Origin of the sequence: Phyllobacterium brassicacearum, from assembly GCF_003010955.1 — a bacterium.
GTDB classification, from domain to species: domain Bacteria; phylum Pseudomonadota; class Alphaproteobacteria; order Rhizobiales; family Rhizobiaceae; genus Phyllobacterium; species Phyllobacterium brassicacearum.
Genome location: NZ_PGGO01000014.1, coordinates 115,292 through 139,607, shown reverse-complemented (window position 1 = coordinate 139,607; position 24,316 = coordinate 115,292). Strand labels below are relative to the sequence as shown.

22 protein-coding genes are annotated in these 24,316 nt (G+C 58.0%); 4 read left to right on the top strand and 18 right to left on the bottom strand.

The window, feature by feature from the left end; genetic code table 11:
* Nucleotide 1: 1 nt before the first annotated feature.
* The 8 genes from CU102_RS18500 to CU102_RS18465 form a co-directional block, all read right to left on the bottom strand.
* Complete coding sequence (locus CU102_RS18500; protein ID WP_106712566.1) at nucleotides 2–883, bottom strand: carbohydrate ABC transporter permease; 882 nt, start codon at nucleotides 881–883, stop codon at nucleotides 2–4.
* Nucleotides 880–1,758 carry a carbohydrate ABC transporter permease gene (locus tag CU102_RS18495; protein WP_106712565.1) on the bottom strand — a complete coding sequence of 293 codons (879 nt, stop codon included), beginning with the start codon at nucleotides 1,756–1,758 and terminating at the stop codon, nucleotides 880–882. The genes CU102_RS18500 and CU102_RS18495 overlap by 4 nt, the downstream gene beginning before the upstream one ends.
* Nucleotides 1,759–1,852: 94 nt before the next feature.
* The gene (locus CU102_RS18490) at nucleotides 1,853–3,100 is read right to left on the bottom strand and encodes an ABC transporter substrate-binding protein (RefSeq protein ID WP_106712564.1); all 1,248 of its coding nucleotides are present in this window, start codon (nucleotides 3,098–3,100) and stop codon (nucleotides 1,853–1,855) included.
* A gap of 107 nt (nucleotides 3,101–3,207) precedes the next feature.
* Nucleotides 3,208–4,716, bottom strand: coding sequence for an aldehyde dehydrogenase family protein (locus CU102_RS18485; RefSeq protein WP_106712563.1), 1,509 nt, complete (start codon nucleotides 4,714–4,716; stop codon nucleotides 3,208–3,210).
* Entirely contained in the window at nucleotides 4,716–5,495 is a 780-nt protein-coding gene (locus CU102_RS18480; RefSeq protein ID WP_106712562.1) for an enoyl-CoA hydratase/isomerase family protein, read from the bottom strand. The genes CU102_RS18485 and CU102_RS18480 overlap by 1 nt, the downstream gene beginning before the upstream one ends.
* The gene (locus tag CU102_RS18475) at nucleotides 5,488–7,089 is read right to left on the bottom strand and encodes an acyl CoA:acetate/3-ketoacid CoA transferase (protein WP_106712561.1); all 1,602 of its coding nucleotides are present in this window, start codon (nucleotides 7,087–7,089) and stop codon (nucleotides 5,488–5,490) included. The genes CU102_RS18480 and CU102_RS18475 overlap by 8 nt, the downstream gene beginning before the upstream one ends.
* 15 nt (nucleotides 7,090–7,104) lie before the next feature.
* Nucleotides 7,105–8,106, bottom strand: coding sequence for a Gfo/Idh/MocA family protein (locus CU102_RS18470; RefSeq protein ID WP_106712560.1), 1,002 nt, complete (start codon nucleotides 8,104–8,106; stop codon nucleotides 7,105–7,107).
* A complete protein-coding gene (locus CU102_RS18465; protein ID WP_106712559.1) occupies nucleotides 8,103–9,140 on the bottom strand; it encodes a LacI family DNA-binding transcriptional regulator in 1,038 nt (345 codons plus the stop codon). The genes CU102_RS18470 and CU102_RS18465 overlap by 4 nt, the downstream gene beginning before the upstream one ends.
* 239 nt (nucleotides 9,141–9,379) lie before the next feature.
* Between CU102_RS18465 and CU102_RS18460 the strand changes: the two genes are divergently transcribed.
* Nucleotides 9,380–10,543: a dihydrodipicolinate synthase family protein gene (locus tag CU102_RS18460; protein ID WP_106712558.1), complete on the top strand. Its 1,164-nt coding sequence runs from the start codon at nucleotides 9,380–9,382 to the stop codon at nucleotides 10,541–10,543.
* Between the two features lie 15 nt (nucleotides 10,544–10,558).
* Here the strand turns inward: CU102_RS18460 and CU102_RS18455 are convergent, their stop codons facing one another.
* From CU102_RS18455 to CU102_RS18410, 10 genes are all read right to left on the bottom strand, one after another.
* Nucleotides 10,559–11,206 carry a VOC family protein gene (locus tag CU102_RS18455; RefSeq protein ID WP_106712557.1) on the bottom strand — a complete coding sequence of 216 codons (648 nt, stop codon included), beginning with the start codon at nucleotides 11,204–11,206 and terminating at the stop codon, nucleotides 10,559–10,561.
* Nucleotides 11,207–11,406: 200 nt separating this feature from the next.
* Nucleotides 11,407–13,131 carry an ABC transporter substrate-binding protein gene (locus CU102_RS18450; RefSeq protein ID WP_106712556.1) on the bottom strand — a complete coding sequence of 575 codons (1,725 nt, stop codon included), beginning with the start codon at nucleotides 13,129–13,131 and terminating at the stop codon, nucleotides 11,407–11,409.
* 61 nt (nucleotides 13,132–13,192) lie between these two features.
* On the bottom strand, nucleotides 13,193–13,600 hold the full coding sequence (locus CU102_RS18445) for a DUF2160 domain-containing protein (protein ID WP_106712555.1): 408 nt from the start codon (nucleotides 13,598–13,600) through the stop codon (nucleotides 13,193–13,195).
* On the bottom strand, nucleotides 13,600–14,418 hold the full coding sequence (locus CU102_RS18440; protein WP_106712601.1) for a carbohydrate ABC transporter permease: 819 nt from the start codon (nucleotides 14,416–14,418) through the stop codon (nucleotides 13,600–13,602). The genes CU102_RS18445 and CU102_RS18440 overlap by 1 nt, the downstream gene beginning before the upstream one ends.
* 88 nt (nucleotides 14,419–14,506) lie before the next feature.
* On the bottom strand, nucleotides 14,507–15,373 hold the full coding sequence (locus tag CU102_RS18435; RefSeq protein ID WP_106712554.1) for a carbohydrate ABC transporter permease: 867 nt from the start codon (nucleotides 15,371–15,373) through the stop codon (nucleotides 14,507–14,509).
* A gap of 2 nt (nucleotides 15,374–15,375) precedes the next feature.
* Nucleotides 15,376–16,443, bottom strand: coding sequence for an ABC transporter ATP-binding protein (locus CU102_RS18430; RefSeq protein WP_106712553.1), 1,068 nt, complete (start codon nucleotides 16,441–16,443; stop codon nucleotides 15,376–15,378).
* Between the two features lie 8 nt (nucleotides 16,444–16,451).
* Nucleotides 16,452–17,534: an ABC transporter ATP-binding protein gene (locus CU102_RS18425; RefSeq protein ID WP_106712552.1), complete on the bottom strand. Its 1,083-nt coding sequence runs from the start codon at nucleotides 17,532–17,534 to the stop codon at nucleotides 16,452–16,454.
* 89 nt (nucleotides 17,535–17,623) lie between these two features.
* Complete coding sequence (locus CU102_RS18420) at nucleotides 17,624–19,150, bottom strand: glycerol-3-phosphate dehydrogenase (protein ID WP_106712600.1); 1,527 nt, start codon at nucleotides 19,148–19,150, stop codon at nucleotides 17,624–17,626.
* Between the two features lie 135 nt (nucleotides 19,151–19,285).
* Nucleotides 19,286–20,050, bottom strand: a complete 765-nt coding sequence (locus CU102_RS18415) for a DeoR/GlpR family DNA-binding transcription regulator (RefSeq protein ID WP_106712599.1) — start codon at nucleotides 20,048–20,050, stop codon at nucleotides 19,286–19,288.
* Between the two features lie 95 nt (nucleotides 20,051–20,145).
* On the bottom strand, nucleotides 20,146–21,171 hold the full coding sequence (locus CU102_RS18410) for a LacI family DNA-binding transcriptional regulator (RefSeq protein ID WP_106712598.1): 1,026 nt from the start codon (nucleotides 21,169–21,171) through the stop codon (nucleotides 20,146–20,148).
* Between the two features lie 160 nt (nucleotides 21,172–21,331).
* Here CU102_RS18410 and denD point away from each other — a divergent pair, with 160 nt between their 5' ends.
* Genes denD through CU102_RS18395 form a run of 3 tightly spaced genes read left to right on the top strand, consistent with a single transcriptional unit; the run spans nucleotide 21,332 to nucleotide 24,213 of the window.
* Nucleotides 21,332–22,321, top strand: a complete 990-nt coding sequence (denD, locus tag CU102_RS18405) for a D-erythronate dehydrogenase (protein ID WP_106712551.1) — start codon at nucleotides 21,332–21,334, stop codon at nucleotides 22,319–22,321.
* Nucleotides 22,318–23,091, top strand: coding sequence for an SDR family oxidoreductase (locus CU102_RS18400; RefSeq protein WP_106712550.1), 774 nt, complete (start codon nucleotides 22,318–22,320; stop codon nucleotides 23,089–23,091). The genes denD and CU102_RS18400 overlap by 4 nt, the downstream gene beginning before the upstream one ends.
* A 57-nt stretch (nucleotides 23,092–23,148) precedes the next feature.
* Nucleotides 23,149–24,213 carry an ABC transporter ATP-binding protein gene (locus tag CU102_RS18395; RefSeq protein ID WP_106712549.1) on the top strand — a complete coding sequence of 355 codons (1,065 nt, stop codon included), beginning with the start codon at nucleotides 23,149–23,151 and terminating at the stop codon, nucleotides 24,211–24,213.
* Nucleotides 24,214–24,316 lie beyond the last annotated feature (103 nt).

Here is a 24,316-nt window from a genome sequence, read left to right as displayed (position 1 = left end):
TTTATCCCTTCACGGCGCCGGACATGAGGCCGCGGACGAAATAGCGTCCGGAAACGATGTAGACGATGAGCGTTGGCAACGCCGCCAGGATCGCGCCGGCGAAATGCACGTTGTATTCCTTCACACCCGTCGAGGAGTTGACGAGATTGTTCAAGGCAACTGTCATGGGCGTGCTGTTGAAACCGGAGAAAGACGCACCGAACAGGAAGTCGTTCCAGATGTTGGTAAACTGCCAAATGACGGATACAACGATGATTGGACCCGATGATGGCAGGAGGATTCGTCTGAATATCTGGAAGAAGCTGGCGCCATCGATCTGAGCCGCACGAACTAGTTCAGTGGGAAAAGCTTCATAGTAATTGCGGAAATACAGGGTAGTGAATCCGAGGCCATAGATCACGTGGACCAGAATCAGCCCCTGAATTGTCCCTGCCAGGCCAAACAATCCGAGCATTCGGGCCATCGGAATCAGCACGATCTGAAACGGGATGAAGCATCCGAGCAATAGCATGCCGAACATCAGGTTGGAGCCGGGGAACCGCCACTTGGTCAGGACATACCCATTCAGAGCTCCGACAATCGTTGATATGGCAACCGCCGGGACCACCATGATGATCGAGTTGATGAAGTAGGGCCTGAGGCCGGTCGGCTGTACGCCGATCTGGGCTGTAGACCAGGCAGAGAGCCATGGTTCGATCGTCCATTCGCGCGGCGGGGAAAGCATGCCGCCCTGCCGGATTTCATCGAGTGGCTTCAGAGAGTTGACGACCATCACATAAAGCGGCAGCAAATAGTAGAAGGCGAAGAACAGGAGCGCTGTATAGATCAGTGCACGAGTGAGCTTGCCGCTGGAGATGGCATTTTCTGGACTCTGGGCGCTCATTTCCGGTCTCCCCGTACTTCAGAATAGAGATATGGAATGATGATCGAGAAGATCATGATGAGCATGATGATCGCCGACGAAGCGCCAATGCCCATGGAATTGCGAGTGAACGTGTAGGAATACATGAACGTCGCCGGCAATTCCGTGGCCTGCCCCGGTCCGCCACCCGTCAATGCAATCACAAGGTCGTATGCCTTGATGGCCAGATGCGCGAGCACGACGAAAGCGGAGAGGAAAACCGGCCGCATCAGCGGAATGATAATGCGGCGATAAATCATGCCGGTTGAGGCACCGTCGATTTGCGCCGCTTTGATGATCTCGTTGTCAACACCGCGCAAACCCGCCAGGAACATCGCCATGACAAAGCCGGATGACTGCCATACCGCTGCGATCACGACCGTGTAGATGGCCATGTTGCGATCCTTGATCCAGTTGAAGCTGAAGCTCTCCCAACCCCATTGATGCATTGTGTTTTCAAGCCCGATGCCTGGGTCGAGAAACCACTTCCAGGCAACACCAGTCACAATGAAGGATAACGCCATGGGGTAGAGATAGATCGGACGCAGAAAGCCTTCGATACGAATCTTTTGGTCAAGCAAAATGGCGAGCCCAAGACCGATTACCGTACAAATGATGATGTAGAGCGAGGCAAAAATTCCAAGGTTGGTTATGGCCCGCCACCAGTGGGGCAAAGCCCAGAGCTTGCGATAGTTTTCCAAACCGACAAAGCCATAGGATGGCAGCATCTTACTGTCCGTGAACGACAATAGGCCTGTATAGGCGATAAAGCCGTAGACGAAGATCAGGACGATCAGAAAGCTCGGCCCCAATACCAGTTTGGGTATCAGGTCCTGTATGCGGCTGCGGGTATCCATAGCCTCACCCCTTGATTCATTTCGAATTATTATCGTTGCCGCGGACTGTCGCGGGAACCTGCCCGGGGCGTGACGCCCCGGGCAGAAAGTCAGGTTATTTCGCCGCATCCACAGCGGAGACGAGTTCCTTGACCGCGTCTTCCGAGCTCAGCTCACCGTTGAACTGGCGAGTCACAACGTCATAGATCGCGTTCTTCACGGCTGCCGGATTGGCGTGGCCATGAGCCATGGATCCATAGAGCGTGCCGGCCTTGTTGGCTTCGGCCAGGTCCTTGATGGCCTTCTTGCCACAAGCATCGAAGTCCGTATCTGGAACGTCGGTACGTGCCGGGGCCGAACCCTTCACGACGTTGAAGGCTGACTGGAAAGTCGGGCTTTCAATGGCCGATGCCATGACGAGCTGTGGTGCACGCTGTGCATCGCTAACCTTGAACATGGCGAACTGGTCGGAGTTGAAGGTGACCGAACCCTGGGTGCCCGGGAAGCGCATGCAAACGAAGTCCTTGCCTGGCTCCTTCTTGGCCTTGACGAATTCACCCTTCGCCCAATCGCCCATGAACTGGAGACCTGCCTTGTTTTCGATAACCATCGCGGAGGCAAGATTCCAGTCACGACCGGAGAAATTGTCGTCCACATAGCTTCGCAGCTTGGTCATGCGATCGAAAGCTTCCTTCATCTTGTCGCTGCCCAGTGCCTTTGGGTCGAGGTCGATGAAAGCGGCCGTGTAGAAGTCGTTGCCGAGGGACAGAACGACGGCGTCGAAGATCGTCGCGTCCTGCCAAGGCTGTCCACCATGGGCGATCGGAGTGATACCCTGGGCCTTAAAGTTGTCGAGAAGGGCGATGAGCTCGTCCCAGTTTGCAGGTTCCTTACCACCGGCCTTGTCGAGGGCGGCCTTGTTGATCCAGATCCAGTTGGTCGAATGTACGTTGACGGGTGCTGCGATCCAGTGACCATCATATTTGGAGAAGCCCTGCAGGGCAGTCGGGATCACAGCATCCCAACCTTCCTTCGCTGCAATGTCATCGAGATTGCCGAGAGCACCCTGTTTTGCCCAATCGAGAATGTCGAAACCGAGCATCTGCACGGCCGTTGGCGGGTTGCCAGCCGTTACACGAGCGCGAAGAACCGTCATGGCTTCCGTGCCGCCGCCGCCGGAAACCGGCATATCTGACCAGGAAATGCCCTTGGATTCCAAATCTTTCTTCAGCACTTCAAGCGCCGTTGCTTCACCGCCGGATGTCCACCAATGCAGAACCTCGACGTTTTCAGCCGCACGGGCCATCGTTGCCGTACCGAGCAGCATGGCTGCTGCAGCAACCGTATTCATCCACTTTTTCATTTCAGCCTCCCACGAGAAAAAAGAGATAAAATTTGACAGTTTCCCGACCGAAGTTTCCCCAGGTCCGGGGCATTTCTACAATATGCCGAACGGCTATTACAATCGATTTAATTCCCTGACCATACTACTTTCCTCCTACCTATGTGCATGTTCAAGGTTTTGGTCTCCGTATAGTCCTCCACTGCGTGCCTGCCGAGCTCTCTGCCGAGACCGGATTGCTTGTACCCGCCGAATGGCAGTTCCGATGCGCCATCCATGAATGTGTTCATCCAGATCGTGCCCGCCCGCACGCGCCGGCCGATTGTCAGGCATGTGTCGAAATCACGGCTCCACACGCCCGCGGACAGGCCATAGTCAATGGAATTTGCAATGTTGATGGCTTCTTCCAGCGTCTCGAACGTTAGCACGGACAGGACAGGCCCGAATACTTCTTCACGCGCCACGGCCATATCCGGCTGGACCGAAGAAAGGATCGTTGGCGACATGAATTGCCCCATGCCAAGGTCCAGTGGCGACCCGCCATGGCTGAGATTGGCACCGGCCGACGCGGCGTTGCGCACATAGGTGTCGATCTTGGCAAGGTGTTCCGGCGTGATGATCGCCCCGACCTTGGTCTGCGGGTCGAGCGGGTCCCCAACCTTCACCTTGGCGGAGAGCGCTGCGATACGCTCCACGACCTCGTCGGCGATATCGCGGTGAACGATCAGGCGGGATCCGGCGTTGCAGCATTCGCCGGCATTGAAGTATGCGCCGAAAACAGCAGCATCGATGAAGTCATCCAGCTCTGCGTCGGGGAATACGATCTGCGGGTTCTTGCCGCCGAGCTCGAGCGACACTTTTTTGAGCGTTTGGGCGGCATTGGCCATGGTCAGCTTGCCGACAAGTGTTGAGCCGGTAAACGACACCATGTCGACGTCGCGATGGGTCGTCATTGGCGCGCCGACTTCTGCGCCGGTCCCGACGACTATATTCACCACACCGGCCGGGACGCCGGCTTCCAACAGCATCTCGCCAAGCAATAATGTGGAGCCGGAAGTGAGTTCAGACGGCTTGACAACAGTCGTGCAGCCGGCAGCCAGCGCAAAGGGCAGCTTCTGGCTGACGATAAGAAAAGGGAAATTCCAGGGTGTGATGATGGAGACGACACCAATCGCCTCGCGCAACACAACACCCAGCGTTCCGTCGCCCAGCGTGTTGTAGCTCTCGCCGTGCAGGTCGCGTCCAAGCGCTGCGGCATAGCGCCAGATATCGACAGCACCACCGAGTTCAGCCTTCGCCTGACTGATTGGTTTGCCGGATTCGATGCAATCGAGATAGGCAAGTTCGTCAGAGCGTGCTGCGATGATGTCCGCCGCCTTAAGGATGATGTTGGACCTCTCTGCGCCGGTCATGCGCGACCAGGGCCCGTTGTCGAAAGCGTCTCGGGCCGCCGCGATTGCACGCTCCGCATCGGCTTTGGTTCCCGCCTGATAGCGCGAGACCACCACGCCATGCCCCGGGCTCCTGCGCTCGATGATGCCGCCTTCGGCGCCATTGCTCCATCGGCCGTCGATCAGCATCTGGAATTCGCGCACCTTGAAATTATCGAGTGCCTTCGGGCGCACAAGAACCGTCATTACCATTCTCCCTTGAACACGGGCTCACGCTTTTCGGCAAAAGCCGAAACACCTTCTTTCAGGTCCGCAGTTTTTGCGACGAGTATCGAGCCAAGCGCCTCTACTGCCGTACCGTTGTCTTCGCCGTTGGCCACTGCGATCATCAGCTTCGCCACCTCGACGGCTGCTGGACCGCGCTTGGCGATCCGCTCCGCATGGGTCTGCGCGGCATTAACCGCAGCGCCGGTTTCGACCACGTGGTCGATCAGTCCAAGGCCAAGGCCTTCTGTCGCGCTGAAGATTTCACCGCCGAGTGCCATGCGGCGGACGACCTGAGCACCGAACCGCCGAACAAGTCGCTGTGTGCCGGACCAGCCAGGAACCATGCCGAGGCCGGTTTCGGGCAGGCCAAGCCTGATCTGGGTTTCCGCGATACGAATATCCGCAGCCGCCGCCAGTTCCAGTCCGCCGCCCAACGCATGACCATTGAGCGCCGCGATCAGCGGCATTCGCAGCGTTGCCAGTCGCTCGAACACGCGGTGGCCGAAGCGTACCCAGGCATGGCCAAACTCATTCGGTGTCATGGCGGCCCATGCGTTGATATCGCCGCCGGCCGAGAAGGCCTTGCCAGCGCCCGTCAGGATCGTGACACGCACGTCCAAGTTGGCTTCGACGGTATCGCACGCGGCACTCAGATCCTTCAGCATGTCGATGTCAAAGGCATTCAGTTTTTCCGGGCGTGACACGGTTATCGTGGCGACCGGGCCGGCGAAGGTCACTTCGATTCGGGGCTCAGCCATGGAGCGTCCTTTGCGGTTTCTGCGGCAACTTCAGGCCGAAGGGTTCCGGCGCGAACAGATGCGCGTCCATCAGCTTGAGATCGCGGGCAACGACTAGCGGGAAGTCTGACTGATCGAGAATGTGCGACTGCAGATCGACGCCAGGCGCGATTTCCGTCAGGACCACGCCTTCCGGCTTCAGAACCATGACGCAACGTTCCGTGACATAGGTGATGTCCTGACCTTGCTCGACAGCGCGACGGCCGGAGAAAGTGACGTGTTCGACTTGCGTGACGAGCTTCTTCAGCTTGCCTTCCTTTTCGATCACCAGCCTTCCATCCTCGACATGCACCTTCGCGCCGGCATTGAACATGCCGGAGAACACAATCTTGCGCGCCCTTGCAGTGATATCGACAAAACCGCCAGCGCCAGCTGTCACATGTGGACGGAAGCTGAGCTTCGACACGTTGACGGAGCCAGACTTGTCGATCTCGAGGAACGACAACAGGGAGGCATCGAAGCCGGCGCCCTGGAAATAGGTGAACTGGTGCGGCGACGGCACAAAGGCTTCCGCGTTGGAAGCACAGCCGAACGCGAAATCAAGGAGCGGGATACCGCCGACAGGTCCCTGCTCGATCACCCAGGTGACCGCGCCATGCAGACCCTCTTCAAGGAGAATACGCGGGACGTTGGCTGAAATGCCAAAGCCGAGATTGACGGCGCTCCCGGCCTCGAGTTCCATGGCGACACGGCGCGCGATGACTTTCTGGATGTTGAAATCGGGCAGTGCGAAGTCTTCCAGTGGATGGAAAATTTCGCCGGATATAGCTGGATCATAGACGGTCTGCGTGGTCTGCTTCTGGTCTGGGTCGACGACGACATAGTCAACGAGAATGCCCGGAACGCGGACATCGTGCGGCTTCAGCGTGCCACTCTTGGTGATCCGCTTGACCTGCGCAATGACAATGCCGCCGTTGTTGCGCACCGCCAGCGCCTGATCGAAGCCGCCGAGATAGGCGCCTTCATGCTCGTAGGTGAGATTGCCGCGCTCGTCCGCGGTCGTGGCGCGAATAATGGCGACATGCGGAACGATCGGCTTGAAGAAAAGCCACTCCTCACCCTCGAATTCAACCTTGCGAACAACCGGTTCCTTTGCGGCGGAGGCATTCATGGCGCAGCCCTGCCGGTCCGGGTCGACAAAAGTATCGAGTCCGACCTTGGTGAAAACGCCCGGGCGCTTGGCCGCAGCCTCGCGATGCATATCGAAGAGAATGCCCGACGGAATGTTGTAGGCCGCGACTTCATCATTGCCGATCATCTGCCAGATTAATGGCGGCTCAGCAGTGGAAGGGCCGGACGGATAGGACCCGCCGATAATCTTCTTCAGGAGCCCCTTCCTGGCGATGTAGTCGACGCCTTTGATACCACTCATGTCACCGGCGGCAATCGGGTGCAGTGTCGTCAAATCGCGCGGATGGCCCGTGGCTTCGAAACGCGCGCCGATTGCCTTCAGCATCAGATCGGGACAGCCAAGGCCGCTCGATGAAGACACCGAGACGATGGCTTCATCGGGGATGAGCCTTGCGGCCTGTTCAGGGGTGATGTGCTTGTTCATACTGTATTTCTGTTCTTAAAAGCCCGGATTGATTGGTTGGACAGTACCCGTCTTCGCTGCCTCGACAACCGCAAGACCAGCTGCCAGCGACCAGACGCCGTCCTCGCCAGTTGCCGCTGGCTTGCCCCTGCCTGCAATGGCTGCATCAAAGGTCGCGACGCCGGTTTCATAAAGGTTCTTGTGGTCGAGTTTGAGCTCGGTCTCGCCGTCCGAATTGCGGAGAACCACTATACCGGTCGGCCGCTGCGTCATTACATTGCGGCCAACGAGCGACCCTTCGGTGCCGTGCACTTCAAAGCCGGTCTCGGAGTATTTCGTGGTGAACCCGTCGTGGAACATGGCGATGAGGCCAGACTTGAAGCGCAAGACACCCATGACTGCATCCTCCAATCCGGCCTTAGCCAGGCCGCTCTTCTGCGATGCGGCAATGGCTTCGACCGGGTCGTCGCAGAGCACATAACGCAGAGTATCGGTGTCGTGCACGGTGATATCGAGGATCACACCGCCGCCGGCGTCGGGCCGGTCGAGCCGCCAGCCCTGCAGATGCGGCGGCAGATAGACGGCATGGAACACCTTCGCGGCGAGCGGCTTGCCGATATTGCCGGCGGCGATCGCGTCACGCATCGCGGTGTGGCTCGCAGCATTGCGCAGGTGATGATTGGTCGCAAAGACGACGTTCGCAGCGCGGCAGGCTTCAACCATTGCCCGCGCATCGGCCAGGCTGGTCGCCAGTGGCTTCTCGCACAGCACGTGCTTTCCGGCCTCAGCCGCCGCAAGAACCTGATCCTTGTGCAACTCATTGGTCGTAGAAACATAAACGGCATCAATGGGTTGATCGTTGAGCAGCGACCTGATGTCCGTTACCGAATGAGGGATGCCATGGTCGTCCGCATACTTTTTGCCGCGCTCGGCACTCGTGCTCATCACTGACACGATGTCGCCACCATTGGCGCGAATTGCGTCAATGACCCATTCATGCGCAATGGTGCTCGCACCGATCAATCCCCAGCGTGTCATGCGATTTCCTCCGGTTGTTTGACGGGCGCGCCGCAGCTTTGCCGCACAACAAGGCGCACCGGCGTCACGATCGTTTCCTGGTCGATTTGCCCCGAGTTGATCTGCTTCAGCAGCAATTGCGCCGCCCGCTGGCCCATGCCTTGCGGGTCCACCGAAACAGTAGTCAGCGCAGGGACCGCCGTCTTCGCCTCGATGACATCATCGAAACCTATGACTCCAAAGCCTTTTCCGGGTTCGACACCATTTGCGCGCAAGCCATCGCAGACGCCGAAGGCAACGGCATCGTTGAAGCAGAGAGCCGCCGTCGGACGCTCGGGAAAGACCATCATACGCTCGACAACAGCGACGCCGCCTGCTCGGGATGGCGCAGAGTGGATGATGAAGTTGTCGTCGAGCGGGATAGATGCTTCGATAAGTGCCTCGCGATAGCCACGCACACGCTCGGCGAACACAGCCGTATCGAGAAAACCACCCATGAAGGCGATCCGGCGGTGGCCGAGACTGACCAAATGCCGGACTGCAGCTCTGGCACCCGCGCAATTATCTGACAGAAGCGTCGAAACCTTTGCACCTGGCATATTGCGGACAACGACGACGACAGGAACACCGCTATCGGTTAGAGGCTTGATATCATTGGCTTCCGTGCCGCGCGCCGGCGAAAGGATCAATCCTGCGATGCCGTTTTCACGCATCGAAGCAATCACCTGGCGTTGCCGGTCGATACTCTCGCCGCTATGGGCCAGGAATTGCACGTAACCAGCCGACTGCACGACCAGGTCCATGCCGACAGCGAGTTCCGCGAAGAAACTGTTGGTCAGATCATTTACGACGATGCCAACGATTTTCGACGTCGCCTGACGAAGATTGGCCGCGCCACGATTATAGACGTAACCAAGATCATTGATGAGGGCATTGACCTTTTCGCGGGTCTTGTCATTGACAAGCGGACTACCCTGGAGAACCAGCGACACGGTGGATTTCGACACGCCAGCGGCGCGCGCAATGTCCACAATGCTTGTCCTGATCCGGTTCACGATGAAAATCTCCTCCCACCACCCACTTAATTGGAACGTTCCAAATTAGTCAAGCGTTTTCTTCCATGCAATTAGTCACAGTCAAATTGGGCGTTCCAATTGATTTTCCTGAACCGATTTCGGCAATTCTGTTACCAGTTTTGGCATTTTTTGTTCCATTCTCGTCCATTTTTGTCTTTTCTCTTGTATTTTGGAACGTTCCAAATTAATAAGCGATCATTCGATTGGGAGCGATACGAATGACCCTCACCCTCAGATTGCCCAGCACTAGCGCCACAACCACCGATTACAGGCTCGTGGGCGAACCCATCGATAAGCCATCAAGCCCTCCGGTCTTCAATCGCATTGCCTATGCCGCAGCGCATGTGGTCTCCGATCCGCTGCGCGACACGCAACCATGGGGCGCTCCCGCCATCGATTGGGATGCGACCATGGCGTTTCGTCATCACCTGTGGTCGCTCGGCTTCAAGATCGCCGAGGCAATGGATACTGCGCAGCGCGGCATGGGGGTCGACTGGGCGGGTGCCCAGGAACTGATCCGGCGATCGCTGGCCGAGGCGCGAACTGTTGAAGGTGCGGACCTTGCCTGCGGCGCCGGTACTGATCAGCTGGCGCCGGAGCACGCCAGGAGCCTCCAGGACGTGATCGATGCCTATGAGACACAGATCGGATTTGTTGAGGCGGAGGGCGGAAGGGCTGTCATGATGGCGAGCCGGGCTCTGGCCCGCGTGGCCCGCACTGCGGACGACTACCGTATGGTCTATGGCGAGATCCTGCGCCAGACCGGGCAGAAGGTCGTCCTGCATTGGCTCGGAGACATGTTCGACCCGCAATTAGCCGGCTACTGGGGCTCCACGTCTTTCGAGGAGGCACTGGAAACCGTACTCGCCGTCATCGGCGACAACAGGGACAAGGTTGAAGGGATCAAGATCTCGCTGCTCGACAACCGACGAGAAGTTGAGTTGCGCAAACGATTGCCAGACGGAGTGCTCTGTTTCACAGGTGACGACTTCAACTATGCAGAACTCATTGAAGGCGACGGCCACCGATTTAGCCATGCGCTGCTCGGTATCTTCGACGCAGTCGCGCCGTCGGCGTCCAAGGCTTTGGCGCACCTTGCCAAAGGCGAAACTCAGGCTTTCCGCGACGTGATCGAGCCGACGGTGCCGCTGTCGCGCAAGATCTTCGAAGCGCCGACGCAATACTATAAGGCCGGCGTGGTTTTCCTCGCCTGGCTCAACGGCCACCAGAGCCACTTCATTATGCCGGCCGGCATGCAGTCCGCCCGCGGCATCAACCACTATGCGGATATCTTCCGGCTGGCAGATCAGGCCAATGTCCTGGACAAGCCCGAGCTTGCGGTTGGCCGAATGAAGAGCCTGCTGCAGGTTTATGGCGCGTGAAGTTCGGGCGCGTATTCAGCCCGCGGGACCGGCAAAGAGTATGAGATTCCCGTCTGGGTCCAACACAATGAAATTTCTGGCGCCCCACGGTTCTTTCTTGATCGTCTGATGAAACGGCACGCCGTTGGCCTGAAAATGCAGGAAAAGCTGCTTGATCTCGTCGGCTGTATCGACCGTGATCGAGGCGGAGAGCAGGTGCTCGCGCTCCCGGATGTCATCGACAAACACTGGTTCGCGCACCAGCCGGAGCGCGAGCTGCGCCTTGTCGCGAATGACCTGTCCGTAGAATGGTGGTTCGCCATGGACGAAGTCGACCGTGAATCCGAGCTTATCGGTGAAGAAGCTGCACGATACCTGGATGTCGGTCACGAAGAGTTGGGCCGCGATGGAATTTAGGACGGGACGGGATGTCGTCTGTTTGAATTGCGTGCTCATGGATTGGGCTCCTGACTTGAGCGCCAGCCATCCCTCGAATCCCATCTGACGTGCAACGAGTTCCTGCGCGTCAGTAAGTTTGAAGCTCGCTTCCAGTATCTCACTGTCATCAAGGTGCTGAAACCGTGGCAAAACAGCCCTGATTTCAGCAGCCACGGGGTAGTACCGTTCCCGATGCCAGCGCAAATACTGCTTGGCTTGCTTCTTTAGATTTTCAAGATTCGGCATAGGCGCATCTATTGTTAAATCATGGAGGCGGGCATTGCCCTTTCGACGTTGCGTTGATGCGCCCTACGCAGCTCTTGAATATTCCTTCGAGCCGGGTCTGCTTGTCAATGAGTAAGCTGAGGATGACCTTTTTGGTTACATAAACGAAAAAGGGGCGGCGCCGAAGCGCCACCCCCTTCCCCGCTCCAATTGTTTGAAGCTTACTTGTTCCAGCTCTTGACCAGCTCATCGTAGTTAATGGTCTGCGGCTTTTCCTTTTCGTTCTCGACCTTCAGCTGCGGTGCCAGGTTGCCTGCCTTGACAGCTTCGGCATTCCAGTAGGCAAGGTCATGCTCTTCCGCCAGCTTCGGGCCGATATCACCCTGAACGCCTGACTTCTCGAGGCGTCCAAGTACCTTTTCCTGTTCGGCGCAGAGCGAGTCCATCGCCTCCTGTGGCGTCTTGGCGCCCGACGATGCGTCACCGATTGCCTGCCACCAGAGCTGGGCCAGCTTCGGGTAGTCGGGCACGTTCGTACCCGTCGGCGACCACTGGACGCGGGCCGGTGAGCGATAGAACTCGATCAAGCCGCCGAGTTTGGGTGCGCGGTCAGTGAAGGACTTGTGATCGAGCGTCGACTGGCGGATGAAGGTCAGGCCGACATGGCTCTTCTTCACGTCCACGGTCTTGGATGTCACGAACTGCGCATAAAGCCATGCGGCCTTGGCGCGATCGTCCGGCGTGGACTTGAGCAATGTCCAGGAGCCGACATCCTGGTAGCCGAGCTTCATGCCTTCCTTCCAGTAGACGCCGTGCGGCGACGGTGCGAAGCGCCACTTCGGTGTGCCGTCCGCATTGACGACGGGCAGGCCTTCCTTGACCAGGTCGGCGGTGAAGGCGGTGTACATGAACATCTGTTGGGCGACTTCGCCTTGGCCCGGAACCGGACCGGACTCGGAGAACGTCATACCCTGGGCTGCCGGCGGCGCATAGGCCTTGAGCCACTCGAGATACTTGGCGATCGAATAGACCGCCGCCGGACCATTGGTATCTCCACCGCGTGCGACACAGGAGCCGACCGGCCGCGAGTTCTCGTCGACCTTGATGCCCCATTCGTCGACCGGGAGGCCGTTCGGGATGCCCTTGTCACCGTTGCCGGCCATCGACAGCCAGGCGTCGGTGAAGCGCCAGCCGAGCGACGGGTCCTTCTTGCCATAGTCCATATGGCCATAGACTTTCTTGCCGTCGATCTCGCGGCCGGTGAAGAACTCGGCGATGTCCTCATAGGCTGACCAGTTGACCGGAACGCCGAGATCGTAGCCGTATTTCGCCTTGAAATCGGCCTTGTTCTTTTCGTCGTTGAACCAGTCGTAACGGAACCAGTAGACGTTTGCGAACTGCTGGTCCGGTAGCTGGTACAGATCGCGGTCCGGCGCCGTCGTGAACGAGGTGCCGATGAAGTCCGCGAGATCAAGGTTTGGATTGGTTACATCCTTGCCTTCATTCGCCATCCACTTGGTCAGGCTGCGCGCCTGCTGGTAGCGCCAGTGCGTGCCGATCAAGTCCGAGTCATTGACATAGGCGTCGTAGACGTTCTCGCCGGACTGCATTTGCGTTTGCAGCTTCTCGATAACGTCACCCTCGCCAATTTCGTCATGGGTGATCTTGATCCCGGTGATCGCGGTGAAGGCAGGCGCCAGCACCTTGGCCTCATAGTCGTGCGTGGTGATCGGCTCGGAAACGACCTTGATGTCCATGCCGGCAAATGGCTTCGCGGCATCGATGAACCACTGCATTTCCTTTTCCTGCGCCGCCCGATCTAGCGCCGACATATCGCCGATTTCCTTGTCAAGGAAAGCCTTGGCTTCGTCCATGCCGGCATAGGCACTGCCTGCGCCGAACAGCAGTACGAGAGCTGTTGTTGTCGTCAGTATTCGCGTTCGCATTTTTAGTCCTCCCAGAGTTGCGATTGCATCGTCAGGTGCGTGGCGGAATGCCCTGCACCTCTTAAACAAAGCGGAATACGCCGATTGCGTAGACCACAGAGAGAGCCAGAGCCCACCACAGGTTGGGACCGACAAGCCCCAGCCAGGCGAGATGAATGAATGCGCTGCCAAGGAGCGACACGAACAGGCGGTCGCCGCGCGTGGTTTCAAAGCGCAATATGCCGACGCGCGGATCGCCTCCAGGAGAGGCGTATTCCCAAACGGCCATGAGCGACATGAGCGCAAAGATGGTCAGGAAAAACAGGGCTGTCGGGAAGGTCCAGGCCATCCAGCCGCCTTTGACCAGCGGCGCGAACCAGTCGCGCGCGCCATCCTTGAGAGGAACGGCCGCCACGAGCAGCCCGATCATGATTGCGAAAGCAGCGACGACTGCCCCCAACACCACAGGCCAACGCCTGGTCGTTTCCATTATACCCTCCCCAGGGCGAAGCCCTTGGCGATGTAGTTGCGGACGAAGTAGATAACGATCGCGCCCGGAATGATGGTCAGCACACCGGCAGCGGCAAGCACACCCCAGTCCAGACCCGAGGCCGAAACCGTGCGGGTCATGATCGCAGCGATCGGCTTTGCCGCAGTTGTCGTGAGCGTGCGGGCAATCAGCAGTTCCACCCATGAGAACATGAAGCAGAAGAAAGCTGCAACGCCGATGCCGCTCGCGATCAACGGTATGAATATCCTCACGAAGAAACGCGGGAACGAATAGCCATCGATATAGGCGGTCTCATCGATTTCTTTCGGTACGCCCGACATGAAGCCTTCGAGGATCCAGACGGCAAGCGGCACGTTGAACAGGCAATGGGCCAGCGCCACCGCGATGTGTGTGTCGATCAGGCCAAATGCCGAGTAGAGCTGGAAAAACGGCAACGCAAATACGGCGGGCGGTGCCATGCGATTCGTCAGCAGCCAGAAGAAGAGGTGCTTGTCTCCGAGGAACCGGTAACGCGAAAACGCGTAGGCGGCTGGCAGTGCTACTAGCACCGAGATTACCGTATTCATCACCACATAGATGATGGAGTTGATATAACCCTTGTACCAGGACGGGTCGGTGAAGATGACCGCGTAATTCTGCAGCGTCGGGTTTTGCGGCCAGAGCGAGAAAGTGCCGAGGATTTCCTGATTGGTCTTGAAGCTCATGTTGATGAGCCAATAGATCGGCAGCATGAGGAAGATGATATAGACCGTTGGTATCAGCCACCAGAATTTTGACTCGTCCCCGCGCTTGCGCATCTTTCGCGCAAGCGCCTTGTCGATCCGGTGCTGCTCGGCCTCGGGGCGTTCGCTTGTGCGTACAAGTGTGTCTTGTTGCACGCTCATATCAGCGCTCCGCATCGTAGTTGGTCATGACGGTGTAGAATACCCATGACAGCAAGAGAATGATCAGGAAGTAGATGATGGACATGGCCGCCGCCGGGCCAAGGTCGAACTGGCCAACAGCGACCTTGACCAGGTCGATCGACAGGAACGTTGTCGAATTGCCGGGGCCGCCACCCGTGACGACGAATGGCTCAGTATAGATCATGAACGAGTCCATGAAGCGCAGCAGCACGGCAATCAGGAGCACGCGGTTCATCTTCGGCAGCTGGATGTAGCGGAATACCGCCCAGCGCGACGCGCCATCAATCTTCGCTGCCTGATAGAAGGCATCGGGGATCGAAACGAGACCGGCATAGCAGAGGAGGACGACGAGGCTCGTCCAATGCCACACGTCCATGATGATGACCGTGAACCAGGCATGCATCGGATTCTGCACATAGTTGTAGTTGATGCCGAGGTTCGCCAGCGTGTGCCCAAGCAACCCGATATCGACGCGGCCAAACACCTGCCAGATCGTACCAACGACATTCCACGGAATGAGCAAGGGCAAAGCCATGAGCACGAGGCAAACGGGAACGCCCCAGCCCTTGCGCGGCATGTTAAGGGCAATGACGATGCCAAGCGGAATCTCGATCAGCAGAATGATCGCAGAAAAGATCAGATTGCGTCCGAGCGAGGCGTGAAACCGCTCGGAATGCAGAACTTCGTCAAACCACTCCGCGCCTGCCCAGAAGAACTGATTATTACCGAATGTATCCTGAACCGAATAATTGACGACGGTCATCAGCGGGATAACGGCCGAGAACGCTACCAGCAGCAGAACCGGCAGGACCATGAACCAGGCTTTGTTGTTCCAGGTTTTTTCCATGATTATTGTCCTCCCACCCGCCAGGAATCGGCGTAGATGTTTATGCCCTTCGGATCGAAGGCGATATGCGGCTCGGCCGGAATGTCCTGGCCCTCTCCGACAATGACGGCGATCTCCTGATTTTCAAGGCGGGTCCGGACGATCTTGTGCCGTCCGATATCTTCGATTTTCGCAATCTTGACAGGCATGCCCTGACGCCCGAGCCGAACATATTCCGGACGGATGCCGAGTTCTATCTTGCCGGCGGCGGTTGGCATCGCTGGCGACGGCAGCTGAACCTGGTGACCGCCGATCTGGGCCATGCCGCCCAAAAGTGTGACCGGCATGACATTCATGCCAGGCGAGCCGATGAAGTAACCGACAAATGTGTGCCTTGGGCGCTCGAACAGCTCTTCCGGCGTACCGATCTGCACGATCTCGCCGTCATACATGACGACAACCTTCTGTGCGAAGGTCAGCGCTTCGGTCTGGTCATGCGTGACATAGACCATAGTGTAGCCAAAGCGCTGATGCAGTTGCTTCAACTGCGAGCGCAGCACCCATTTCATGTGCGGATCGATGACCGTCAGCGGCTCGTCGAAGAGAATGGCATTGACGTCGGAACGAACGAGGCCGCGGCCGAGCGAAATCTTCTGCTTCTGGTCGGCGGTAAGGCCGCGCGCCTTCTTGTTGGCCCAGCTGGCAAGATCGATCATGTCCAGCGTCTCGCGCACCTTGCGGTCGATTTCAGGCTCAGGCACGCCGCGATTGCGCAAGGGGAACGCGAGATTATCGTAGACCGTCATCGTGTCGTAGATGACCGGGAACTGGAACACCTGCGCGATGTTGCGTTCCTGGGTCGAAAGGTTGGTCACGTCCTGGCCATCGAACAACAACTGTCCGTGCGACGGGTGAATGAGCCCCGAGATGATGTTGAGAAGCGTGGTCTTGCCACAACCGGATGGGCCGAGCAGAGCATAGGCGCCGCCATCTTCCCAGCTATGGTGGACTTCCTTCAACGCATAGTCTTTGTCCGATTTCGGATTGGGACCGTAGGCGTGACGAATATGGTTGAGGTCGATGCGTGCCATAATCGTTCCTATGCCGCCAGCTTCTGACGGCGCGTGACGGAATTGCCGCTCGCGTCAAAAATCATCAGGTTGCGGGGATCGATGAAGATGTCGATCTCTTCATCGGGTGTGTAGATGTGGATACCATGCGCCAGCATGGTCCAGCGGGCATCGGCAAAGGAGAGGTGCACATAGCTTTCCGATCCGGTGATTTCAGTCGCGGTGACCGTCGCTTTCAGGCCGATCTCATCAGGTGTGCTGCGCGCCGTGTTCACGTGGTGTGGCTGGAAACCGATCGTATAGGTTCCATCGGCAAATTCAGCGAGATGCGCAGGCACCGGCAGCGCAACACCGCCCTCCAGCTGGAATGCCTTGCCGAACTTCGCAAGCGCAATGGTGTTGAGCGGCGGATCGGCGAAGGTCTGCGCCGTGATCAGGTCATCCGGCTTGCGGAAAACGTCGATGGTTGAACCGAACTGGGTGATGCGGCCTTCCGACAGGGTGGCGGTATTGCCCCCGAGCAGCAGTGCCTCATGCGGTTCGGTGGTGGCATAGACGAAGATCGTACCGGATTCGGCAAATATCTTCGGCAGTTCCTGGCGCAGTTCCTCGCGCAGCTTGTAATCGAGGTTAGCCAGCGGCTCATCGAGCAGCACCAGCTTGGCATTCTTGACAATGGCGCGTGCCAGCGCCGTTCGCTGCTGCTGGCCGCCGGAAAGATTGAGCGGTGTGCGGTCGAGGTAGGGGGTGAGCTTCAGAAGCTCGGCCGCCTTGCGCACTTCGCGGTCGATGGTCGCGTTATCGGCCCCGGCAACCCGCATCGGCGAAGCAATGTTTTCATAGACGGTAAAGGCCGGATAGTTGATGAACTGCTGATAGACCATCGCGACCGAGCGCTTCTGTACGGGAACGCCGGTCCTGTCTCTGCCGTCAAACCACACCGACCCGGACGTCGGCACGTCCAGCCCGGCCATGATGCGCATGAGGCTGGTCTTGCCCGACAGAGTGGGCCCGAGCAGGACGTTCAGCGTTGCATGTTCCAAAGTCAGCGAAATATCGCTGAGATGGGGCTTGCCGCCCACCACCTTGGATACATTCCGCAATTCCAGCATTCCAACTCCTCCCTGAGGTGGGCCTCCGTGAGACCGCCTCCCTGAGACAATGCGAACCTCCGTCCGTACCGCCTCTCTTTCAATTCAATCTATTCAGCCGCGAGTTTGCGCCGCCGGTCAACCGCGCTTTCCATGAAGCGATCAAGCGCGATCGCTTCCTCGGCGGTCAAATGCAAACCCTTCTTGGTGCGGCGCCACAAAACGTCCTGCGCCGTCACCGCCCATTCATGCTCGATCTGGTACCGAACTTCCGCCTCATAAAGATCGGACCCGAAACGCTTGCCGAGATCCTCGATGGAAGTTGCCCGGCCAAGCAATAGACGCGCTTTCGTGCCGTAAAGCCGGAACAGGCGGTGTGCATACGCGCCGTCCAGGAACGGATAATCCGCCTTCAGCTTCTGCAATTCAGCATCGAAGCCCGTCGCTGCAAAATCGCCGCCAGGTAATACACCGCCAGCCGTCCAGGGATTGCCCCTCTTGCCGAGCTGGTCTTCGATCTTTTCCAGCATATGCTCGGACAGTCGCCGGTAGGTGGTGATCTTGCCGCCGAATATGTTGAGAAGTGGCGCCTGTCCTTCCGGTGCATCGGCCTTCAGCACGTAGTCGCGTGTGGCCTCCTGCGCCTTCGAAGCACCATCGTCGTAGAGGGGTCGTACACCGGAATAGGTCCAGACCACATGCTCGCGCTTGACCGGCTCGACGAAGTACTCGCTGGCCGCTGCGCAAAGGTAGTCAATCTCAGCATCGGTGATTTTTACCTCGGCCGGATTGCCATGATAATCCTGATCGGTGGTGCCGATCAGGGTGAAATCCTGTTCATAGGGAATGGCGAAAATGATCCGGCCATCGGTGTTCTGGAAGAAGTAGGCACGCGGATCGTCGAACTTCTTCCTAACCACTATGTGGCTGCCCTGCACGAGGCGGACATTGTGGGCATTGTTGCTACCGACGACACCGGTCAGCACTTCATCTACCCACGGCCCGGCGGCATTGACCACAAGACGGGAGCGAACTTCCTCGGTCACGCCGGTGAGACCGTCCCGAAGCGTCAGCGTCCAAGTATCTGCGTCGCGGCGGGCGCTGACGACTTTCGTGCGGGTGCGTATCACAGCACCGCGATCGGCGGCGTCACGGGCATTCAAGGCAACGAAGCGCGCATCATTGACCCAGCAGTCGGAATATTCGAAGGCTTTGGTGTAAAGCGACTTCAACGGTTTGGCTGCCGGATCGCGGGTCATGTCGAGCGTGCGCGTCGCCGGAAGCTTCTTGCGACCGCCGATGTGATCATAGAGGAAGAGGCCAAGCCGCAGGAGCCAGGCAGGACGCAGGCCCGCATGGTGAGGCAGGACGAAACGCATCGGCCAGATGATATGCGGCGCGTTCGCCCACAACACTTCGCGCTCCATCAGCGATTCGCGCACCAGGCGGAACTCGTAATATTCAAGATAGCGCAGGCCGCCGTGGATGAGCTTCGTTGAGCCGGAGGACGTGCCGCTGGCGAGATCGTTCATCTCGGCCAGAAAAACCGAATAGCCACGGCCGACAGCGTCACGCGCGATGCCGCATCCATTGATGCCACCGCCAATAACGAAGATGTCGTAAACCTGTTCAGGCAAACCCGGCAATCCTATCCTCCCATTTCGCAACGCACCATTTTCTCGCAATTGCGAAAGATACACGGAACGATTACGAAAGCAATACGAAACTAAAATGAACTATACCGCTCATTGCGAACCGGCACAAGAGCCCAATCAAATCGATGTTTCGATGAGTCTGACATCGGCATCGACGCAGATTTGCCGGATCGCTTCGCTTTCGCAACGATCGGTAATGAAGGTATGAACCTGCGAAAGATGGCCGATTCGAACGGGCGCGGTGCGTTCAAACTTCGTGGAGTCGGAGACGAGAATCACGTGACGCGCATTTGCCATGATTGCCTGCGCCACCTTCACCTCGCGAAAATCGAAGTCGAGAAGCGCCCCGTCACTATCAATGGCAGAGGTCCCGATCACGGCGAAATCGACTTTGAATTGGCGAATGAAATCGACGGCCGCCTCACCGACAATACCGCCATCGGAGCCGCGCACAACGCCGCCGGCGATGACCACCTCGATATCCGGGTAGACACGTAACTTATTGGCAACATTTATGTTATTGGTAATTATCATCAGCCCCTTGCGATCCAACAGCGCCTGCCCTACCGCCTCGGTCGTGGTCCCGATATTGACGAAAAGTGAGGCGTTATCGGGAATGAGGTTCGCGGCCGCGCGACCGATTGCTTCCTTTTCGTTCGCAGCGATCAGCCGGCGCGCCTCATACTCCAGGTTCTGCACGCCGGACGGAAACAGCGCGCCGCCGTGGATCCGGGTGAGCAGGCGCTGGTCGCAAAGATCGTTGAGATCCTTGCGGATGGTCTGCGGCGTCAAGTTGAAATGAACGGCTAGATCATCCACCAGGACGCGGCCATGTTCCTTCGCCATTTCCAGAATTTCGGCGTGTCTGGGCGGAAGAAACATCGCATCAGCCTTCATTTTCGTTTTCTGTCACACTATTCGAAAACGAAAGTGGACCGATGTCAATCTGTAGAAAACCGAAAACCGCTAATTCTGAGCTAGGCTGTCGCCCCTTCGATGATGTCGAAGCCGGTATTTATGATGGTTTTTTCGGGAGGCCGTTCGCGGCTCTCAAGCAACTTTTCCGCCGCGGTTTTGCCAATAAGGAAGCGCTTCGACAGGATCGTCGAAAGCGGCATGGGCATCGCCTGACCGATGTCGAGGCCGTTGAAACCAAATATACCGAGTTGTTCCCTGACTGTGATCCCGGCGTACATGCAATGAAAAATCCCGCCCATGGCCATATCGTCATTGGGAAAGATGACGACATCGAGTTCAGAATGGGCGGACAGAAGAATCTCGAGCGTATCGCGCCCGGCCTTAGTCGAACTCGGGCCCGGATAGCGATGCTCGGCGATCAAGGACAGGCCAGCCTCCTGCAATGATGTGCAAAGCCCCTCATAGCGTGCACTCGCCCGATCATCGGTCAGGATGTTGTGGCGCGCATAGCCGAAGCGGCGATAGCCGCGCTGGATGAGATGCCGGCCGGTTTCATAGCCCGCTTGCCGATGCGACATGCCGACAGCAATATCGACGGGATCACCGTCGATATCCATGAGTTCGGCAACGCGAAACCGCCCCTGCTCCAGATAGCGTCGCGCGACCGGCGTATGATGGAGGCCGGCGAGGATTACAGCTGCCGGCTGCCACGACAGGAACGAGATCAGTATGCGCTCTTCTATGAGGGGGTCGTAGTCGGTCACGCCGATGACCGGCTGGAACGCTGTTTGCGTGAGAGCTGTATGGATGCCCCGAAGAACGTCCGGAAAGACGATGTTGGAAAGCGACGGCAGCAGCACGCTCATCAATGTCGATCCGGCAGAAGCAAGGCTGCCAGCGGCGCGATTGGGAATATAGCCAAGCGCGGCAATCGCACTGAGAACGCGCAGACGGGTTGGATCGGCAATCGGCCCCTGTGCCCGGACAACGCGCGAAGCAGTTATTTCGCTCACGCCCGCCAGCCGCGCGACATCGGCCAAGGTCGGCATGTCAGGGCTTCGACGAGTGTTGCGTTTGCGCGGCATCGGCCACATCCAGTGCATCTGACAAGAATAATGACAGCGCTACCATAAAAGGCTTGATGAACGCTAGTCAGTGTGCATAACTTTATGACAGCGCTGTCATTGTCATTCTGACGCCGCTGGCATGAGCCCGGGAGAGGCTTGCAGGGAGGTCTATCGCATTATGCATGTGCTCGTTATCGGCGCAGCCGGAATGGTTGGCCGCAAGCTGCTCGACAGAATCGCATCCGAGCCGGATGCACTGGGTAGAGAGATCGACAAGCTGACGCTTGTTGACGTGGTCGAGCCAGTCGCACCTCCATCGCTAGCCACCCTTTCACGCACCCGAGCGGCCGATCTTTCGGACCCCGGCGTCGCCGGGTCATTGATCGCCGGTCGTCCGGACATGATCTTCCATCTGGCCGCAATCGTCTCTGGTGAAGCGGAAGCGGATTTCGAGAAGGGCTACAAGGTCAATCTCGACGGGACTCGAGCATTGTTCGAGGCGATCCGGCTGGAAAGCAACAAAGCACCCTACAGGCCCCGGGTGGTGTTTGCCTCATCCATCGCCGTGTTTGGCACGCCTTTTCCGGAAAAGATCGGCGACGAGTTCTTCACAACGCCCCTGACCAGCTATGGGACGCAGAAGGCAATTTCCGAGCTTCTTCTATCCGACTACAGCCGCCGCGGCTTTTTCGATGGTATTGGCATTCGTTTGCCGACTATCTGTATTCGCCCCGGCAAGCCAAATAAGGCCGCCTCAGGCTTCTTTTCCAATATCTTGCGCGAGCCCCTTGTCGGGGAGGAGGCGATACTGCCGGTCGACGAAAGTGTCCGTCACTGGTTTGCGAGCCCTCGCTCGGCGGTCGGTTTCTTCGTGCATGCGGCCAAACTGGATCTTGACCAAGTTGGTGCGCGGCGCAATCTTTCGATGCCAGGCCTTTCGGCCCTGGTCGGCGAAGAAATTGCGGCGTTGAAGCGTGTCGCCGGCGAAAAGGCGGTCAAGCTGATCCGCCGTGAACCCGACGCGACCATCCAGAAAATCGTCGCGGGATGGGCGACCGATTTCGACACGACGCGTGCAACAAAGCTTGGCTTCAAGGCGGAAACGGCCTTCGACGAGATTATCCGGGCGCATATCGAAGACGAACTCGGCGGGAATATTCCAGCATGACCAAAGAAAATACAGGCAAAGGCAAGATTGCGCTCGTTACCGGGGGTGGTACTGGTGTCGGCAAGGCCATTACCAGCGCGTTGCTCGCTGCGGGATACACTGTCGTCATCTCCGGACGTCGCAAGGATGTACTCGATGAGGCGGCCAAGGCGCTGGCCGGAGAGACGAAAGGTACTGTCAAGGCAATTGCCGCTGACGTAAGTGATCCGAAATCGGTTACAGCCCTTTTCGAAGCAATCAAATCCGAGTTGGGGCGGCTCGACCTGCTCGTCAACAATGCCGGGATCAATGTGCCGAACATCCCGATGGAAGAACTGAGCTTCGATCACTGGAACGCCATCGTCGGCGTCAATCTTACCGGCGTCTTCCTATGCACACAGCAGGCAATGAAACTGATGAAGGCGCAGTCGCCGCGCGGCGGGCGCATCATCAACAACGGTTCCATTTCGGCACAGACACCACGGCCGTACTCGGCGCCCTATACGGCTACAAAGCATGCCGTCACGGGGCTCACCAAATCGACGGCGCTCGATGGCAGGCCATTCGACATTGCCTGCGGCCAGATCGATATCGGCAACGCGACGACCGAGATGACCTCGAAGATGGCGAGCGGCGTGCTGCAGGCCAACGGAGAGACGGCCAGCGAACCAACGATCCCGGCCCATTACATCGGCGATGCCGTGGTTCACATGGCGAGCCTGCCGTTGGAGGCCAACGTGCTGACGATGACGATCATGGCGACGAAAATGCCATTGGTAGGGCGCGGATAAACTGGCATACCGAGACAGGGAGAGTTTCCGTCTTAGTGACATTCTGGAGGAAAAGGCATGGCATCAGTCGAATTCGCCAACGTACGGAAATCATTCGGGACGCATCCGGTCATCAAGGGCGTTGATATCGAGATCGCCGATGGCGAATTTGTCATTCTTGTCGGACCGTCCGGCTGTGGCAAATCCACGCTTTTGCGCATGTTGGCCGGGCTCGAGAACATCTCGGCCGGCGAAATCCGCATCGGCGGACAGGTGGTCAATGGCCTGGCGCCGAAAGAACGCGACATCGCCATGGTATTCCAGAACTATGCGCTCTATCCGCATATGACGGTCGCCGACAACATGGCGTTTTCGTTGACGCTTAAGGGTGCGGCCAAATCCGAGATCGAAAAACGGGTGAAGCCCGCAGCAGAAATCCTGGGCCTCTCCCATCTGCTCGACCGCTTTCCCCGCCAGCTTTCGGGCGGCCAACGCCAGCGTGTCGCCATGGGCCGCGCGATCGTGCGCGACCCACAAGTCTTCCTGTTCGACGAACCGCTGTCAAACCTCGATGCCAAGCTACGTGTTGCAATGCGGGCGGAGATCAAGGAACTGCACCAGCGGCTAAAGACAACCACAGTCTATGTCACACATGACCAGATCGAAGCGATGACCATGGCCGACAAGATCGTCGTGATGCATGACGGCCTCGTCGAGCAGATTGGCGCGCCGCTCGAACTTTACGATCAGCCGGCCAATCTCTTCGTGGCAAGCTTTATCGGCTCGCCAGCGATGAATATGATCAAAGGCAGACTCGATCCAAACGATACGCAAAAATTCGTGACCGAAAAGGGCATCGTCCTGCCGGTGGCCAAGGCACCGGATAGCGCCAAGGGTCTCACGCTGATCTATGGATTGCGTCCCGAGCATATGACGATTGCCCAGGGTGGTATTCCAGCAGAAGTTGTTGTGATCGAACCGACTGGCTCGGAAACGCAAATGATCATGCGGGTTGGCGGCGACGACATCACCGGCGTTTTCCATCAGCGCATAAGCGCGCGACCCGGCGAGATTGTCGGCCTGTCGATCCACGCGGAGGCGACGTACCTGTTTGACGCGGAGACAGGCAAACGGCTCGTCTGAAGGTTTACCTAAGCCGCATCTGCCAGTCGGGGAGCAGGTCCGGTCATTAGATCCCCGAGAACAGCATGGCCCAAAATGTGGGAGCGTTTTGAATGGCCATATG